The sequence below is a fragment of the Modestobacter sp. SYSU DS0875 genome, assembly GCF_054050915.1.
This window is the reverse complement of the sequence record NZ_JBJHAH010000035.1, coordinates 1-16,307: the sequence shown is the minus strand read 5'-3', so window position 1 is coordinate 16,307 and position 16,307 is coordinate 1. Positions and strand designations below refer to the sequence as shown.

Genomic DNA, 16,307 nt, shown 5'->3' with positions numbered 1-16,307 from the left:
CCTCAGGCCGGCGCCGCGCCGGCCTCCTCGGCCACCGGCGTCCCGGCCACGCCGTGCAGGTGGCAGGCGGCGAGCTGGCCGGGCACGCCGGCCGGCTGCAGCGCCGGGTCGACGTCGTCGCAGGGCTCGAAGACGTACGGGCAGCGGGTGCGGAACCGGCAGCCGCTGGGCACCGCCGCCGGCGACGGGACGTCGCCGCGCAGCACGATCCGCTCCCGGCTGCGCTCCACCGACGGGTGCGGCACGGGGACGGCGGACAGCAGCGCCTGCGTGTAGGGCATCTGCGGCTCGCTGCCCACCGCCGCGGCCGGCCCGACCTCCACGATCCGGCCCAGGTACATGACCGCGATCCGGTCCGAGACGTGCCGCACGGCCGACAGGTCGTGCGAGATGAACAGCAGCGTCAGCCCCAGCCGCCGCTGCAGCCCGCGCAGCAGGTTGAGCACCTGGGCCTGGACGCTCACGTCGAGGGAGGCGATCGCCTCGTCGCAGACCAGGAAGTCCGGCTCCCCGGCCAGGGCCCGGGCGATGCCGACCCGCTGCCGCTGCCCGCCGGAGAACTCGTGCGGGTACCGCCCGGCCACCGCCGGGTCCAGTCCGACCAGCTCCAGCAGCTCCCCCACCCGGGCGGCGCGCTCCCGCCGTCCGGGGTGCAGTCCGTGCACCTCCAGCGGCTCGGCGACCGTCTGCGCCACGGTGCGCCGCGGGTCGAGGGAGGCGAACGGGTCCTGGAACACCATCCCGGCCCGCCGCCGCATCCGGCGCAGCTCCCGGGCGTTCAGCGCGGTGACGTCGGTGCCGTCGAAGGTGACCGTGCCCCCGGTCGGCTCGACCAGCCGCAGCAGCGCGTTGCCCAGCGTCGACTTCCCGCAGCCGGACTCCCCCACCAGGCCCAGCGTCTCCCCGCGGCGGATCTCCAGGTCGACGCCGTCGACCGCCCGCACCGCGCCGGTGGTCCGGCGCAGCACCCCGGAGCGGATCGGGAAGTGCACCTCCAGGCCGCGGGCGGAGACCAGCACGTCGTCGTCGCTCATCGGCCCGCTCCCGTGACGCCTGCGGCGGTCGCACCGGAGGCCGCTCCGGCGTCCTCGGTGCACCAGGTGGCCGCCCGGTGCGGCAGCTCCCCGCCAGAATGGCCATTCTGGCGAACGGGGAGGACGGCGAGGGGCGGCTGCTCGGTCTCGCAGCGCGGGTCGGCGCGCACCGGGCAGCGCGGCCAGAACACGCAGCCGGCCGGCAGGTCGGTGGGCGCCGGCGGGGTGCCGGGCACCGTGGCCAGGTCGGGCACCGAGCCGTCGGCGCGCGGCTCCGCCAGGTCGGGCAGCGCACCCAGCAGGCCCCGGGTGTAGGGGTGCGCCGGGTGCTCGAGCACGTCGTCGACCGTGCCGTCCTCCACGCACCGCCCGCCGTACATGACCAGCACCCGGTCGGCGATGCCCGCGACCACGCCCAGGTCGTGGGTGATCCAGACGACGCCGGTGCCGTGCTCGCGCTGCAGCCGCTCGACCAGCTCGATGATCTGTGCCTGCACCGTGACGTCGAGGGCGGTGGTGGCCTCGTCGGCGATCAGCAGCGCCGGGGAGCTGCTCAGCGCGATCGCGATCATCACCCGCTGCCGCATGCCGCCGGAGAGCTCGTGCGGGTAGCGGTCCAACGCCTTGCCCGGGTCGGGCAGCCCCACCTCCGCCAGCAGCTCGGCCGCGCGCGTGCGGGCGGCGGCCTTCCCGACGTCGTCGTGCGCGCGGATGCCCTCGACGAGCTGGCGCCCGACGGTGAGCACCGGGTTCAGCGAGGTCATCGGGTCCTGGAAGACCATCCCGATCCCCGGCCCGCGCACCTGGCGCAGCCGGTCCGGGCGCATGGTCAGCAGGTCCTCGCCGTCCAGCCGGGCCGCCCCGCTGACGGTGGCGACCCCGTCGGGCAGCAGCCCCATCAGCGCGAGCACCGAGACGCTCTTGCCGCTGCCGGACTCCCCCACCACGGCGACGGTCTCGCCGCGGCCGACGGTGTAGCTCAGCCCGTTGACCACGTCGGCCGGTCCGCGCGGGGTGCGCAGCCGCACCCGCAGGTCCTCGACCTCCAGCACCGGCTCACGCCCCTGTCCGCTCACTGGATCACCCGTTCGCTCCCGCGGAGCGCTCCGCTCCTCGCTCGCTGGCGCTCGCTGCGATGCTCACGCCCCTGTCCGCTCACTGGCGGCCTCCGCTCATCGCCGTCCGCTGCCGCGGGTCCAGCACGTCGCGCAGCCCGTCACCGAGCAGGTTGAACGACAGCACCAGCAGGAAGATGGCCAGCCCCGGGAAGACCGCGATCCACCAGGCGAGCTCGATGTAGCCGCGGCCCTCCGACAGCATCAGCCCCCACGACGGGTCGGGCGGCTGGGTGCCCAGCCCGAGGAAGGACAGCGCCGCCTCCGACAGCACCGCGAACGCCAGGCTGACCGAGGTCTGCACGATGATCGGCGGAGCGGCGTTGGGCAGCACGTGCCGGAAGAGCAGCCGCACATCCGAGGAGCCCACCGACCGGGACGCCCGGACGTAGACCTCCTCCCGCACGCTGAGCACGCTGGAGCGGGTGACCCGGGCGAAGATCGGGATGTAGACGATGCCGATGGCGATGGTGGTGTTGGTCAGGCCCGGCCCGAGGATCGCGACGATCGAGATCGCCAGCAGCACCGCCGGGAAGGCGAAGAGCATGTCCATGAACCGCATCAGGGCGTCGTCGACCCACTTGCCGTAGAAACCGGCGAGCAGCCCGATGAGGGTGCCGACGACCAGCGAGATGCTGACCGCGACCAGCCCCACCCGCAGCGAGACCGCCGCCCCCAGGATCACCCGGGAGAGGACGTCGCGGCCCAGGTCGTCGGTGCCGAACGGGTGCTCGGCGCTCGGCGACTGCAGCCGGTCGGCCACGGAGATCTCGTTGGGGCCCTGCGGGGCCAGCTGGTCGTCGAAGAGGGCGACGACGACCATCAGCAGGATCCACGCCGCGGCGACGGCCGCCGTCGGGTTGTGCAGCAGCAGGCCGAGCGTCTCCCGCCAGCGCGGTCGCGCCGGCCGCAGCGGGGCGGTCGGCTGACCGGTCGGCTGGTCACTCGGCCCGGTGGTCCGCGCCCCGGCGGTCGGCGTCCCGACGGTGGCGGACCCGTAGGGCCCGCTGTCCGGGGGCTCGGTGGCCGGGCTCGGGCCCGGGTCGGCAGGGGTGGTCATCGGCGCGCGATCCTCGGGTCCAGCCGGCTGTACAGCAGGTCGACCACCAGGTTGACCAGCAGGAACACCAGCGCGAACAGCAGCACGGCGCCCTGCAGCACCGGGTAGTCGCGGGCCTGCACCGCCTGCAGGGCCAGCTGCCCCAGCCCCGGCCAGGAGAAGACGATCTCCACCACGACCACCCCCGAGAGCAGGTAGGCCAGCTGCACCCCGGTGACGGTGACCAGCGGCAGCAGCGCGTTGCGCAGCACGTGCCAGCTGAGCACCTGCCGGGCCGGCAGCCCCTTGGCCTGCGCCGTCCGCACGTGGTCCTGGCCCAGCGCCTCCAGCACGCTGGACCGGACGAAGCGGGTGATCACCGAACCGGAGACGACGCCGGTGACGACCGCGGGCATGATCAGCCGCTGGAACCAGCCCCATGGGTCCTCGGTCAGCGGCACGTAGCCGCCCGAGGGCAGCCAGCCCAGCGTGCCGGCGAAGACCAGGATCAGCACGATGCCCATCCAGAAGTCGGGCACCGAGATGCCGATCTGGCTGAGCACCGTGGCCCCCCGGTCGACCAGCGACCGGGGGCGCAGCGCGGAGATCGTGCCCAGCGGGACGGCGATCAGCAGGGCGACGACGATCGCGGCGAACGCCAGGGTCAGCGTCGCCGGCAGCCGCTCGAGGATCTGCGCCGTCACCGGTTCACCGCTGCGGAAGCTGACCCCCAGGTCGCCGGTGAGCGCCCGGCCCGCCCAGCTGAAGTACTGCTGCACCAGCGGCTGGTCCAGCCCGGACCGCGCCTGCAGCGCGTCGTAGCTCTCCTGGGAGAACCGGGTGCCCAGCGCCAGGCGCACCGGGTCGCCGGGGACGAGGTGGACCAGGGCGAACACGATGATGCTCACCCCGACCAGCACGACCAGCGACTGCCCGGTGCGCCGCAGCAGGTACCCGGTCAGGGCAGCTCCACGTCCTCGAAGTTGATCGCCTTGTCCGGGCGGATCGTGTAGCCGGACAGCCCCGGCGCCCACGCCTGCACGACGTCGGGGTTGTAGAGGTAGACGTAGGACGCGTCGTCGACGATCAGCTGCGCCGCCTGGTCGTAGAGGTCCTTGCGGGCGTCCTGGTCGGTCTCGCTGGCCGCGTCGGTCAGCAGTCGGTCGACCTCGGGGTTGCTGTACCCCTGGTAGTTGCTGGAGCCGTCGGTGATGTGCTGGGCGTGGTAGTAGTCGAACGGGTCGATGTTGCCCAGCCAGCCCAGCATGAAGGCGTCGAAGTCACCCTGCGACTGGCGGTCCAGCCAGGTGGCGAAGTCGACGGTCTGCACGTCGACCTCGATGCCGATCGGCTGCAGCTGGCTGGCGATCACCTGGGCGGCGGTCACCGTCTCCGGGAACTCATCGGTGACCATCAGCCCCATCGTGATCGGCGTCTGCACGCCGGCCTCCTCGAGCAGCTGCTGGGCGGCCGCCGGGTCGGCGTCGTAGGGCGCGTAGTCGGAGTGGAAGAAGCTGTCCTCGGGGATGGCCGTCTGATTCGGCTCGGCGGCCCCGAACCGCGCCGCCTCGGTGACCGCGTCGCGGTCGACGGCGGTGGCGATCGCCCGGCGCACCGCCGGGTTGCCGAACGGCTCCCGGGCGTAGTTCATCGACATGTACCAGTAGTCGACGCTCGGGGTGGTGGCCAGCTCGACCTGGTCGTTGCCCTGCAGCGACTCGATCTGCTGCGGCGGGACGTTGTCGGTCCACTGCACCTCGCCGTTCTGCAGCGCGGTCAGCGCCGCGGCGGGCTCGGTGACGTAGCGGAACTCGACGCCCCCGATGCTCGGTGCGCCGCCCCAGTAGTCCTCGTAGGCGGCCAGCTCGGTGCTGCTGGCGTCGGAGCTCTCCAGCGTGAACGGCCCGGTGCCCACCGCCTCGGTGGTCAGGTCGTACTCCTCGGCGGCGCCCTCCGGGAGGATCGCCATCCCCTTGAAGCCACCGATGAGCGCCGGCAGGTTCGGCGTCGGCTGGCTGACCTGGATCACGACCGTGTCCGCGCCGTCGGCGGTCACCGACTCGACGTTGGCGAACCGGTAGGCGTTGTTCAGCTCCTCGTCGATGATCCGGTTGTAGGAGTAGACGACGTCGGCGGAGTCGAACTCGCTGCCGTCGTGGAAGGTGACGCCGTCGCGCAGGGTGAACGTCCAGGTCAGCCCGTCGTCACTGGTCTCCCACTCGGTGGCGAGGCTGGGCTCCATCGTGAGGTCCTCGGGGTTGGGGACCACGAGGGTGTCGTAGACGTTCTCCAGCACCTGGAAGCTCGGGTAGGCGCTGGTCACGTGCGGGTCGAACTGGTCGGGCTGGGCGCTCACCGCGGCGACGAGCACGTCGTCGCCGCCGGCACCGCCACCACCGTTGCCGGTGTCGACGCTATCGCCGCCGGAGCAGGCGCTCAGTGCGAGCGCGCCGGCGGAGGCGAGGAACAGGAGTCGTGGGGCGCGCACGGGCTTGCCTCCGGGGTCGACGTCAGAGTCCACTCCGACCCTCGTCCCGCCGCCGGGTGGTTGCAGGGCGGGACGGGTGATCGTTGCCGCTTCGTGATCATGCGCCCGGCGGGCCACGTCCGCACCCGATGGCGCGTCCCACGCTCTCCGTACGCGTTCCCCGCCCCGCAGCGCGGGGGAAGCGCACAGGGAGCGAGGGAGGCGGGCACCGTTTGCCAACCGCGGTCCGGCCCGGCCAGGGTGAGGGCTCAGCCCGCCCGCCAGGAGGGAGCCCGATGGCCCACGACACCGTGGCCGTTAGCTGCCGGTCGCAGACGCTGCACCTGCGCGACACCTTCACCATCGCCCGCTCGTCGGTGGACACCGAGGAGGTGCTCGTCGTCCGCATCGAGGCCGACGGCGTGACCGCGCACGGCGAGGGCGCGCCGGTGAGCTACGCGGGTGAGTCGGTGGCCGGGATGGCGGCGGCGGTGGAGGCGGACGGCGCGGAGCTGCTCGGCACCGACCTCCGCGACCTGGAGGGCATCGCCCGGCGGCTGCGGGAGTGGCCCGGGCCGCAGGGCGCGAAGATGGCGCTGGACGGCGCCGCCCACGACTGGGTGGGGAGGCGGTACGGCCTCCCGGTCTGGCGGCTGCTCGGGCTGGACGGCCGGCAGCCCGCGACCAGTTTCACGATCGGCATCTCCACCGTCGAGGAGACCGTCGCCCGGGTCCGCCGCGCACCGGGGTTCGAGGTCTACAAGGTCAAGGTGGGTGGGCCGGACGACCTGGGCCGGCTGGAGGCGATCCGGGCGGTCTCCCCCGCCCGGCTGCGCGTGGACGGCAACGAGGGCTGGACGCTCGACGGCGTCCGCGAGCTGCTGCCCCGGCTGCGGGAACTCGGGGTGGAGATGATCGAGCAGCCCTTCCCCGCAGCCGACCTGGACTCCTTCGCCCGGTACCGGGAGGTCCCCGACCGGCTGCCGGTCTTCCTCGACGAGAGCTGCACCGACCTGGCGTCCGTGCCGGCTGCCGCCGGGTACGCGGACGGCGTCGTGGTGAAGCTGGCCAAGTGCGGCGGCATCCGCGAGGCACACCGGATGGTCCACGCCGCCGCGGCCCTGGGGTTGCGGGTCATGCTGGGCTGCATGATCGAGTCGCAGCTCGGGATCGCCCAGGCCGCCCAGCTCGGGCCGCTGGCCGACCTGGTGGACCTGGACGGCCACCTGCTCGTCTCCGACCAGCCGTTCACCGGGCTGGGGCTGGCCGACGCGCGGCTGGTGCTGCCCGACGCCCCCGGGCTGGGCCTGACCCCGGCGGCGGCATGACCGAGCGGCTCGCCGTCCTCACCGCCGGTCAGCTGGCGGAGTCCTACGCCAAGACCGCGCACGGCGTGCTGCGGTACGGCCCGCGCGAGGTGGTGTGCGTCGTCGACGAGGTGCACGCCGGGCAACGAGCCGTGGACGTGGTCCCCTTCTGCGCCTCGCCGGCGCCGGTGGTCCCCGACGTGGCGGCGGCCGCCGCCCTGGGCGCCACGACCATCCTCCTCGGCGTCGCCCCGTTGGGCGGGCGGCTGACCCCGGCCTGGCACCGGGTCCTCGCCGACGCCCTGCGGCTGGGCCTGGACGTGGAAGCCGGACTGCACACCGACCTCCGCAGCGATCCGGAGCTGGCCCGGCTGGCGGCCGAGCACGGCGCCGCGATCCGCGACCTGCGAGCGGCCCCGGCCGACCTGGACGTCCCCCGCGACGAACCGGTCCCCGCCCGGGTCGTGCACACCGTCGGCTCGGACTGCGCCATCGGCAAGATGAGCGTCGTCCTGGAACTGGACCGCGCCGCCCGCGCCCGGGGGCTGTCGTCGGTGTTCGTGGCCACCGGGCAGACCGGGGTGGCGATCTCCGGCTGGGGCACCGCGGTCGACTCGGTGGTCTCCGACTACGTCGCCGGGGCCGCCGACCGGCTGGTCCGCGAGGGCGCCACCCGGGGCGACCTGCTGTGGCTGGAGGGCCAGGGGTCGATCTACCACCCGGCCTACTCCGGGGTGACCCTCGGGCTGCTGCACGGCTCGTCGGCCGACGCCCTGGTGCTCTGCCACCGGGCCGGGCGCTCGGCGATCGCCGACTACCCGCGCACTGCGCTGCCGCCGCTCGCCGAGATCGTCCAGGGCTACGAGCAGGCCGCCGGCTGGGTGCGCCCGGCCCGGGTCGCCGCGGTCGCGCTCAACACCGCCGGACTGGACGACGCCGCGGCGCGGGCAGCGATCGAGCGGGCCGCCGCGGACACCGGCCTCGTGGCCGACGACGTCGTCCGGTTCGGTCCCGAGCGGCTGCTGGACGCCGTGCTGGCCGCACTGGCCTGAGCGGCGGGTCCGGGTGCGTACGGCAGCGGCCGCCGCCCCGGGAGTCCGGGACGACGGCCGCTGCGGTCGAGCCGTGGGTCAGAGCGCCAGGTAGACCGACTTGGTCTGCAGGTACTCGTCGAGCGCCTCCGGACCGTTCTCCCGGCCGTAGCCCGACGCCTTGTAGCCGCCGAAGGGCAGCGCGACGTCGAGGATGCCGTAGGTGTTCACCCAGATCAGGCCGGCCTCCAGCTGCGCCGCGACGCGGTGGGCGCGGGCGACGTCCTTGGTGTGCAGCCCGGCGGCCAGCCCGTAGGGCGTGCCGTTCGCCAGCGCGACCGCCTCCTCCTCGGTGTCGAACACCTGCACGGTGAGCACCGGGCCGAAGATCTCCTCCTGCACCAGGCGGGAGTCCTGGGCGACGTCGGCGACGACGGTCGGCGCCATGTAGAAGCCGCCGTCCTTCTCGATCCGCTGCCCGCCGGCGACGACCCGGCCGCTGCCGCCCTCGCCGGTGGCCAGCGCGACGTAGCGCTCGACGTTCTCCAGGTGCCGCTCACCGGCCATCGGGCCGACGATCGTGCCCTCGTCCAGCGGGTCGCCGACCGGCACGTGGGTGGCGCCGCCGACGACGCCGGCGAGCACCTGCTCGTAGACGCCGCGCTGCACCAGCAGCCGGGTGCCGCCCATGCAGAACTGGCCGGTGTTGAAGACGAACGCGGAGACCGCGGCCTGGATCGCCTCGTCGAGGTCGGCGTCGTCGAAGACGACGTTGGCCGACTTCCCACCCAGCTCCATGGTCACCGGGGTGACGTTGGCGGCCGCGGTGGCGGCGATCATGCTGCCGACCTTGGTGGAGCCGGTGAAGGCGATCCGGTCGACGTCCGGGTGCCGGCTGAGCCGGTCGCCGGCGACGGCGCCGTGCCCGGTCACCACGTTGAGCACCCCGGCCGGCAACCCGGCCTCGGTGAGCAGCTCGGCGATCCGCAGCGCGGTCAGCGGGGTGTCCTCCGCCGGCTTGTGGACGACGGTGTTGCCGGCCGCCAGGGCGGGGGCGATCTTCGACGTCGACAGGATCATCGGGAAGTTGAACGGGGTGATCGCGGCGACCACGCCCAGCGGCTCGCGCCGCGTGTAGGCCAGGCCCGGGCCGCGGATGCCGCGGGTCGCGCCCTCGATCGCGCCGGCCAGGCCGGCGAAGTAGGAGAAGTGCTCGGCGGTGGTGTTGGTGTCGATCTGCCGGGCGAAGGTGATCGGCTTGCCGGTGTCCAGGCTCTCCAGCCGGGCCAGCTCCTCGCCGTTCTCCAGGATCAGCTGGGCCGCGCGCTGCAGGATGGCGCCGCGCTCGCGCGGGCTCATCGTGCGCCACGGGCCGCTGTCGAAGGCCCGGCGGGCGGCGGCGACGGCCCGGTCGACGTCCTCGACCGTGCCCTCGGGGACGGTGGTGACGACGCGACCGGTCGACGGGTCGACGACGTCGCGGCGCTCGGTGCCGGTGCCGTCCTGCCACTGACCGTCGATGTAGTGCTTGCCCTGGGGCAGGGCGACCTGCTCGGCGTGGTCCTGGGCCAGTGTGTTCGTGCTCATCTCTCCCTCTCACCGGCAGCCCCGCGGGGCTGCCCTCAGCGACAGCTCTGTCTGGAGCAACCGTCCGTCATGGACAACGGAAAGTCACCCCACTCTTCGTAGCCGTCTCCCGGTAACTGGAAGGCAGATCACACTCTTCCGGGGTGGTCAGGCCGGGCGGACCACCCCGACGACGTGCTCGACGCCGCTCTTCTCGTTGCGCACCGCGAGGTCCCAGCCGCCGTCGGCCTGGGCCGTGGCGAGGGTGACGGTCGACGGCAGGAACAGCGGCTTGCGGAAGCCGACGTCCACGCTGACCGCGTCGGGCAGCCGGCCCGACAGCGCCGCGAGCGCCCGCGCCTTGACCCACATGCCGTGCGCGATCGCCCGCTTGAAACCGAACGCCTTCGCCGTCAGCCCGGAGAGGTGGATCGGGTTCACGTCGCCGGAGACCTTCGCGTACCGGCGTCCGGCGTCGTCGGGCACCCGCCAGCGGGCGGCGACCCGCTCGACGTCGCCCACCGGCACCTCGACGTCGGCCTCCGGTGCGCCGTCCGGGGCGGTCGCCCCGCGGGCCAGGTAGGTCGAGCGGCCGCGCCACACCTCGTCGCCTCGGCTGCGCACCGAGGCCACCAGGTCGACGGTCGCCCCGCTCCGGTGGGTGGCGAACCGGTCCGCCCACACCTCGAGGTCGAGCTTCTCGTCGACCCCGATCGGCCGGTTCACGGTGATCCGGTTGCGCACGTGCACCAGCCCGGGCAGCGCCAGCGGGAAGCTGCGGTCGGCCATCAGCGCGACCTGCAGCGGGAAGGTCAGCACGTGCGGGAACGTCACCGGCAGCGCGTCGGCCAGCGGGAACCGGCAGACGGCGGCGTAGTCGGCCAGCTGGGCCGGGTCGACCGCCACCGCGGCGCGGGTGAGGTGGGTGTCGGGCAGGTCGCCGCCCCGGCCGCGCGCGGTGACCGCGGCCCGGGCGAAGAGCGCGGGGAGGTTCGGCGCCCCAGTCACGGCGGCCATCACGCCCCCAGCAGCGACTGGCCGCAGACCCGGACGACCTGGCCGTTGACCCCGGCGCTGGCCGGCTGGGCGAGGAAGGCGATGGTCTCGGCGACGTCGACCGGGAGCCCGCCCTGCTGCAGCGAGTTCAGCCGCGACCCGACCTCGCGGGTGCCCAGCGGCATCTTCGCGGTCATCTCGGTGACGATGAAGCCGGGTGCGACGGCGTTGATCGTGGCGTTGCGGGCGGCGAACTCCGGCGCCCAGGCGCGCACCATCCCGATGATCCCGGCCTTGGACGCCGCGTAGTTGGTCTGCCCGCGGTTGCCCGCGATCCCCGACTGCGAGCTGACGCTGACCACCCGGGCACCGGGCTTCAGCGCACCCTCGGTGCTCAGCAGCGCCTGCGTGATGTCCAGCTGGGCCTGCAGGTTCACCGCCATCACCGAGTTCCAGCGGGCGGCGTCCATGTTCACCAGCAGCTTGTCCCGGGTGATTCCGGCGTTGTGCACGACGACGTCCACCCCGCCGTGCCGGGCGACGAGCTGGCGGGCCAGCCGGGGGCCGGCGTCGTCGGCGGTGATGTCCAGGGCCACCGCCGTGCCGCCGATCTCGTTGGCCACCTGCGCCAGCTGCTCACCGGCGGCCGGGACGTCGACGACGACCACGTGCGCGCCGTCGCGGGACAGCACCCGGGCGATCGCCGCGCCGATGCCGCGCGCGGCGCCGGTGACGACGGCGACCTTGCCGGCCAGCGGGCGCTCGGCGTCGGTCTCGGCCGGGACGTCGGCGGCAGCCAGGGTGAGCACCTGGCCGTCGACGTAGGCCGCGCGGCCGGAGAGGAAGAACCGCAGCGGGCTGCCCAGCGCCGCCTCGGCGCCCTCCGGCACCAGCACCAGGTTGGCGGTGGCGCCGTTGCGCAGCTCCTTGGCCAGCGAGCGGACCAGCCCCTCCAGCGCCTGCCGGGCCGCGGCCTGCGCCGGGCCCTCCGCCGTCGCCGGCGGGTCGGCCAGCACCAGCACCCGGCCGCTCGCGCCCAGCCGCTTCACCGCGGGGGCGAGCAGGTCGTGGGCGGCGGCGAGGTCGCCCGGGCCGGTCAGGCCGGTGGCGTCCAGCACGACGGCACCCAGCTTCCCGCCGTCGTCGTCGCCGTCGGCCACCACCGGGGAGACGACGGTGACCCCGGCGTCGCGCAGCAGCGCGGTCACCTGGTCGCGCAGCCGGCCCGCGCCGGCGGAGCCCACCAGCGCAGGGCCGGGGAGCAGCGGCTGCCCGGGCTCGTAACGGCGCAGCTGCGCGGGCCGGGGCATGCCCAGCTGCTTGGTGATCGTCGTGCCGACGCCGGAGTTGGCGAAGTCGCGGTACCAGTCACTCACGTGGGTTCGTCCTCCCAGACATGGTTTCGCGCGCGAAAGCGCGGATGGTTCCGCGCGCGAAAGCGCGGGTGGTTCCGCGCGCGAAAGCGCGGGTGGTTCCGCGCGCGAAAGCGCGGATGGGTGGGGGCGCGTCAGCTCTCGAGGATGGCGACGACGCCCTGTCCGCCGGCCGCGCAGATGGAGATGAGCCCGCGCTTGCCCGGGCCGGCCTCGTGCAGCGTCTTCGCCAGCGTCGCCACGATCCGCCCGCCGGTGGCGGCGAACGGGTGCCCGGCGGCCAGCGACGAGCCGTGCACGTTCAGCTTCGACCGGTCGATCGAGCCCAGCGGCGCGTCCAGGCCGAGCTTCTCCTTGCAGAACGCCGGGCTCTCCCACGCCTTCAGGGTGGCGAGCACGGTCGAGGCGAACGCCTCGTGCACCTCGTAGAAGTCGAAGTCCTGCAGGGTGAGGCCGTTGCGCTCCAGCAGCACCGGGACGGCGTAGGCCGGGGCCATCAGCAGCCCCTCGCCGCCGTGCACGTAGTCGACCGCGGCGGTCTGCGCGTCGACGAGGTGGGCGAGCACCGGCAGGTCGCGCGCGGCGGCCCACTCGTCGGAGGCGAGCAGCACCGCGGAGGCGCCGTCGGTCAGCGGCGTGGAGTTGCCCGCCGTCATGGTGGCGCCCTCCCCGCGACCGAAGACCGGCGTGAGCTTCGCCAGCTTCTCCACCGAGGTGTCCGGGCGGAGGTTGTTGTCGCGCGCCAGCCCGAGGTACGGCGTCACCAGGTCGTCGAAGAACCCGGCGTCCCAGGCGGCGGCCAGCGCGTGGTGCGAGCGGACGGCGAGCTCGTCCTGCTCCTCGCGGCCGATCTCCCACTCCTGCGCGGTGATCGCCGCGTGGTCGCCCATCGCCAGGCCGGTGCGCGGCTCGGCGTTGCGCGGGATCTCGGGCGCCAGCTGGCCCGGGCGCAGCCGGCCGAGCGCCTTGAGCCGCTGCTGCACGGTCTTCGCCCGGTTGAGCTCCATCAGCACCCGGCGCAGGTCCTCGCTCACCGCGACCGGGGCGTCGGAGGCGGTGTCGACCCCACCGGCGATGCCCGACTCGACCTGTCCGAGGGCGATCTTGTTGGCGACCAGGATCGCGGCCTCGAGGCCGGTGCCGCAGGCCTGCTGCACGTCGTAGGCGGGGGTCGCGGCCGACAGCCGTGAACCGAGCACCGCCTCGCGGGTCAGGTTGAAGTCGCGGGAGTGCTTGAGGACGGCGCCGGCGACCACCTCACCCACCTGCTCGCCCTGCAGCCCGAAGCGGGCCACCAGCCCGTCGAGGGTGGCGGTGAGCATGTCGGAGTTGCTCGCCCGGGCGTAGGCGCCGTTGGCGCGGGCGAACGGGATGCGGTTGCCGCCGACGATCGCGGCCTTGCGGGTCTGTGCAGCCATGGGAGGACCTCCGGACGAGATCGGCCTGCTCGCCAAAATGGCCATTTTGGCGGAGAGGGGCAGGTGCCCCGTGTCAGGTACCGACGGTATCAGGTACTTTCGGTGCCGTGAACACCGAGACGGCGCCCGCACCGCGGGACCGGCGTGACTCCCGCTGGGACGCCCACCGGCGCGCGCGGCGCGAGCAGCTGGTCGAGGCGACGCTGGTCGCCGTCGGCCGCCACGGGCCCGGTGTCGGGATGGACGAGATCGCCGCCGAGGCGGGCACGAGCAAGACCGTCGTGTACCGGCACTTCGCCGACCGCAGCGAGCTGCACGTCGCCGTCTGCGCCCGGGTCGCCGAGCAGCTGACCCGCAAGCTGCGGGAGGCGATCGGCGGCAGCGAGCACCCCCGGCAGATGGTGTCGGCCGCCGTGGAGACCTACCTGGCGTTCATCGAGGCCGACCCGGCGGTGTACCGCTTCGTCGTCGGCTCGGCCCTGGTCGACCAGCCCGTCGCCGCCGATCCGATCAGCAGCCTCTCCGACCTGATCGGCGACGAGGTCGGTGCGCTGGTGGCCGCCGCGCTCGGCCGGGCCGGGCAGGACACCGCCGCCGCCGCGCCCTGGGGGCACGGGGTGATCGGGCTGGTGCGCGCCGCCGCCGACTGGTGGCTGCGCGCCGAGCAGCCGATGCCGCGGACCCAGCTCGCCGCCCACCTGACCGACCTGGCCTGGACCGGGTTGCGCGGCGTCGTCACGCCGACGCCGTCCACCCCTGGGCCCTCAACCACTCCCCCCGCGCGTCCGATGGAGGAAGCATGACCAGCACACCGACGCCGCTGACGCCGGTCGACCCCGCCCGGCTCACCGAGGTCCTCGACGGCCGGTGGGCGCACGTGCGCCGCGACGCCCGCGAGCAGCTCGGCACCGCCCACTACGCGACGGTGCACGGCGAGACGATGACCGAGGCCCGCGACCGGGTGACCCGGCTGGCCGCCGACCTGGCCGCCACCGGCCGGGTCGCCCTCGGCTACCCGCGGGCCCACGGCGGGTCCGACGACAGCGGCGGCTCGGTGGTCTCCATCGAGATGCTCGCCCAGGCCGACCTGTCGCTGATGGTCAAGGCCGGCGTGCAGTGGGGCCTGTTCGGCGGGGCCGTGCAGGCGCTGGGCACCCAGCGCCACCACGACGAGTTCCTGCCGCCGATCATCTCCTTCGACCTGCCCGGCTGCTTCGCGATGACCGAGACCGGCCACGGCTCCGACGTCCAGCAGTTGCGCACCACCTGCACCTACGACCCGCAGACGCAGACCTTCGACCTGCACACCCCGCACGAGGCCGCCCGCAAGGACTACATCGGCAACGCCGCGGAGGACGGCCGGATGGCGGTCGTGTTCGCGCAGCTGGTCACCGGTGGCCAGCGGCACGGCGTGCACGCCTGGCTGGTGCCGATCCGCGACGCCGAGGGCAACCCGCTGCCCGGGGTGACCATCGGCGACGACGGTCCGAAGGCCGGGCTGCTCGGCGTCGACAACGGCCGGCTGAGCTTCGACCACGTGCGCGTGCCGCGGGAGATGCTGCTCGACCGCTACGGCCAGGTCGCCCCCGACGGCACCTACAGCAGCTCCATCGAGAACGAGACCCGGCGCTTCTTCACCATGCTCGGCACCCTGGTGCGCGGGCGGGTCAGCGTCGGCGGCTCGGCGTCGTCGGCGACCAAGGTGGCCCTGGAGATCGCCGTCCGCTACGGCGACGTCCGCCGCCAGTTCTCCGCCCCTGGCGAGGAGCGCGAGGTGGTGGTCAACGACTACCTGGTGCACCAGCGCAAGCTGCTGCCGGCCCTGGCGCGCACCTACGCCTTCTCCTTCGCCCAGGAGGAGCTGCTCTGCACGATGCACGACGTGCTGGGCGCCGAGTCCGTCGACGAGGGAGCACAGCGCGAGCTCGAGTCCCGGGCCGCCGGGCTCAAGGCGCTGCAGACCTGGCACGCCACCCGCACCATCCAGCTCTGCCGCGAGGCCTGCGGCGGCGCCGGCTACCTGCAGGAGAACCGGCTGCCCGGGCTCAAGGCCGACACCGACGTCTTCACCACCTTCGAGGGCGACAACACGGTGCTGATGCAGCTGGTCGCCAAGGGCCTGCTCACCGGCTACCGGGACGCCTTCGGCTCGCTGGACGGCTGGGGCAAGGCGGCGTTCGTCGCCGAGCAGGTGCGCGAGACCGTGCTGGAGCGCACGGCGGCGCGCGCGCTGATCCAGCGGCTCGTCGACGCCGTCCCCGGCCGGGAGGACGACGTCCCCTTCACCGACCGCGGCTGGCAGCTGAAGGTGCTGGAGGACCGGGAGAAGCACGTCCTGGAGGGCGTGATCAAGCGGCTGCGCAAGAACGCCGCCACGCACCGGGACGGCCGGCAGTTCGACGTCTTCAACGACGTGCAGGACCACGCCCTCAAGGCCGCCGAGGCGCACATGGAGCGGGTGGTGCTGGAGGCGTTCGTCGCCGGCATCGAGCGGACGGCGGACCCGGCCGCGCGGGCGCTGCTGTCCCGGGTCTGCGACCTGTTCGCCCTCGCCACCATCGAGGCGGACAAGGGCTGGTTCCTCGAGCACTCGCGGATCACCCCGCAGCGGGCCAAGGCGCTGACCGGCGCGGTCAACGAGCTGCTCGCCGAGCTGCGCCCGCACATGCGCACCCTGGTCGACGCCTTCGCCGTCCCGGATGCCTGGCTGAACTGCGCGATCTTGGCCGAGGAGCCGGGCCGCCAGGAGACGATGGCCGCCCACGACGCCGCGCTGCGGTCGCACGGCACCGAGCCGGAGGCACCGGCGACCGGCACCGACCAGGAGCTGACCCCCGCCCAGTAGCCGACGTCGGCCGCACCCACCCCGCGCGGGGGAGCCCGGGCGCGTTCTGGCGAGATACGGCGCGGGCTTTCTCGCGACGTATTGCGCGGGGTTTGTAGGGCGAAATCCCGGTGTTG

At 74.0% G+C, this 16,307-nt stretch carries 13 protein-coding genes; 4 read left to right on the top strand and 9 right to left on the bottom strand.

Translation table 11 applies throughout. From position 1 onward, the window contains the following. Positions 1-2 precede the first annotated feature (2 nt). From ACI79Y_RS17130 to ACI79Y_RS17110, 5 genes are all read right to left on the bottom strand, one after another. Entirely contained in the window at positions 3-1,034 is a 1,032-nt protein-coding gene (locus ACI79Y_RS17130) for an ABC transporter ATP-binding protein (RefSeq protein ID WP_457159652.1), read from the bottom strand. Further along, positions 1,031-2,110, bottom strand: a complete 1,080-nt coding sequence (locus tag ACI79Y_RS17125; RefSeq protein WP_457159651.1) for an ABC transporter ATP-binding protein — start codon at positions 2,108-2,110, stop codon at positions 1,031-1,033. Before ACI79Y_RS17125 ends, ACI79Y_RS17130 begins: the two co-directional genes overlap by 4 nt. Positions 2,111-2,189: 79 nt before the next feature. Further along, positions 2,190-3,209: an ABC transporter permease gene (locus ACI79Y_RS17120; RefSeq protein ID WP_457159650.1), complete on the bottom strand. Its 1,020-nt coding sequence runs from the start codon at positions 3,207-3,209 to the stop codon at positions 2,190-2,192. Continuing rightward, positions 3,206-4,135 (bottom strand): ABC transporter permease, encoded by a 930-nt coding sequence (locus tag ACI79Y_RS17115; protein ID WP_457159673.1) that lies wholly within the window; start codon positions 4,133-4,135, stop codon positions 3,206-3,208. The genes ACI79Y_RS17120 and ACI79Y_RS17115 overlap by 4 nt, the downstream gene beginning before the upstream one ends. A gap of 11 nt (positions 4,136-4,146) precedes the next feature. Continuing rightward, positions 4,147-5,709, bottom strand: a complete 1,563-nt coding sequence (locus ACI79Y_RS17110; protein WP_457159649.1) for an ABC transporter substrate-binding protein — start codon at positions 5,707-5,709, stop codon at positions 4,147-4,149. Between the two features lie 242 nt (positions 5,710-5,951). Here ACI79Y_RS17110 and ACI79Y_RS17105 point away from each other — a divergent pair, with 242 nt between their 5' ends. Together ACI79Y_RS17105 and ACI79Y_RS17100 are read left to right on the top strand one after the other, a co-directional pair. Then, positions 5,952-6,983: a dipeptide epimerase gene (locus ACI79Y_RS17105; RefSeq protein ID WP_457159648.1), complete on the top strand. Its 1,032-nt coding sequence runs from the start codon at positions 5,952-5,954 to the stop codon at positions 6,981-6,983. Continuing rightward, positions 6,980-8,014 carry a DUF1611 domain-containing protein gene (locus ACI79Y_RS17100; protein WP_457159647.1) on the top strand — a complete coding sequence of 345 codons (1,035 nt, stop codon included), beginning with the start codon at positions 6,980-6,982 and terminating at the stop codon, positions 8,012-8,014. Before ACI79Y_RS17105 ends, ACI79Y_RS17100 begins: the two co-directional genes overlap by 4 nt. Positions 8,015-8,092: 78 nt before the next feature. Here ACI79Y_RS17100 and ACI79Y_RS17095 read toward each other — a convergent pair whose 3' ends face one another. The 4 genes from ACI79Y_RS17095 to ACI79Y_RS17080 all read right to left on the bottom strand — a co-directional run bounded on the left by ACI79Y_RS17095 (position 8,093) and on the right by ACI79Y_RS17080 (position 13,346). After that, positions 8,093-9,580 carry an aldehyde dehydrogenase family protein gene (locus ACI79Y_RS17095; protein WP_457159646.1) on the bottom strand — a complete coding sequence of 496 codons (1,488 nt, stop codon included), beginning with the start codon at positions 9,578-9,580 and terminating at the stop codon, positions 8,093-8,095. Between the two features lie 147 nt (positions 9,581-9,727). Beyond that, positions 9,728-10,576 carry a MaoC family dehydratase gene (locus ACI79Y_RS17090; RefSeq protein ID WP_457159645.1) on the bottom strand — a complete coding sequence of 283 codons (849 nt, stop codon included), beginning with the start codon at positions 10,574-10,576 and terminating at the stop codon, positions 9,728-9,730. After that, entirely contained in the window at positions 10,576-11,931 is a 1,356-nt protein-coding gene (locus ACI79Y_RS17085) for a 3-oxoacyl-ACP reductase (RefSeq protein WP_457159644.1), read from the bottom strand. Before ACI79Y_RS17085 ends, ACI79Y_RS17090 begins: the two co-directional genes overlap by 1 nt. Before the next feature lie 131 nt (positions 11,932-12,062). Beyond that, positions 12,063-13,346: an acetyl-CoA C-acetyltransferase gene (locus tag ACI79Y_RS17080; RefSeq protein ID WP_457159643.1), complete on the bottom strand. Its 1,284-nt coding sequence runs from the start codon at positions 13,344-13,346 to the stop codon at positions 12,063-12,065. 107 nt (positions 13,347-13,453) lie between these two features. On the opposite strand from ACI79Y_RS17080, the gene ACI79Y_RS17075 reads away from it, so the two are divergent. Both ACI79Y_RS17075 and ACI79Y_RS17070 read left to right on the top strand, forming a co-directional pair. Beyond that, positions 13,454-14,149: a TetR family transcriptional regulator gene (locus ACI79Y_RS17075; protein ID WP_457159642.1), complete on the top strand. Its 696-nt coding sequence runs from the start codon at positions 13,454-13,456 to the stop codon at positions 14,147-14,149. Beyond that, positions 14,146-16,191, top strand: a complete 2,046-nt coding sequence (locus tag ACI79Y_RS17070) for an acyl-CoA dehydrogenase family protein (RefSeq protein WP_457159641.1) — start codon at positions 14,146-14,148, stop codon at positions 16,189-16,191. Before ACI79Y_RS17075 ends, ACI79Y_RS17070 begins: the two co-directional genes overlap by 4 nt. Positions 16,192-16,307: the final 116 nt, after the last annotated feature.

What these genes read in the sequence shown, in the direction of transcription:
- ACI79Y_RS17130 (WP_457159652.1), bottom strand. Translation starts at nt 1,034, where the DNA reads ATGAGCGACGACGACGTGCTGGTCTCCGCCCGCGGCCTGGAGGTGCAC.
- ACI79Y_RS17120 (WP_457159650.1), bottom strand. Translation starts at nt 3,209, where the DNA reads ATGACCACCCCTGCCGACCCGGGCCCGAGCCCGGCCACCGAGCCCCCG.
- ACI79Y_RS17105 (WP_457159648.1), top strand. Translation starts at nt 5,952, where the DNA reads ATGGCCCACGACACCGTGGCCGTTAGCTGCCGGTCGCAGACGCTGCAC.
- ACI79Y_RS17100 (WP_457159647.1), top strand. Translation starts at nt 6,980, where the DNA reads ATGACCGAGCGGCTCGCCGTCCTCACCGCCGGTCAGCTGGCGGAGTCC.
- ACI79Y_RS17095 (WP_457159646.1), bottom strand. Translation starts at nt 9,580, where the DNA reads ATGAGCACGAACACACTGGCCCAGGACCACGCCGAGCAGGTCGCCCTG.
- ACI79Y_RS17090 (WP_457159645.1), bottom strand. Translation starts at nt 10,576, where the DNA reads ATGGCCGCCGTGACTGGGGCGCCGAACCTCCCCGCGCTCTTCGCCCGG.
- ACI79Y_RS17080 (WP_457159643.1), bottom strand. Translation starts at nt 13,346, where the DNA reads ATGGCTGCACAGACCCGCAAGGCCGCGATCGTCGGCGGCAACCGCATC.
- ACI79Y_RS17070 (WP_457159641.1), top strand. Translation starts at nt 14,146, where the DNA reads ATGACCAGCACACCGACGCCGCTGACGCCGGTCGACCCCGCCCGGCTC.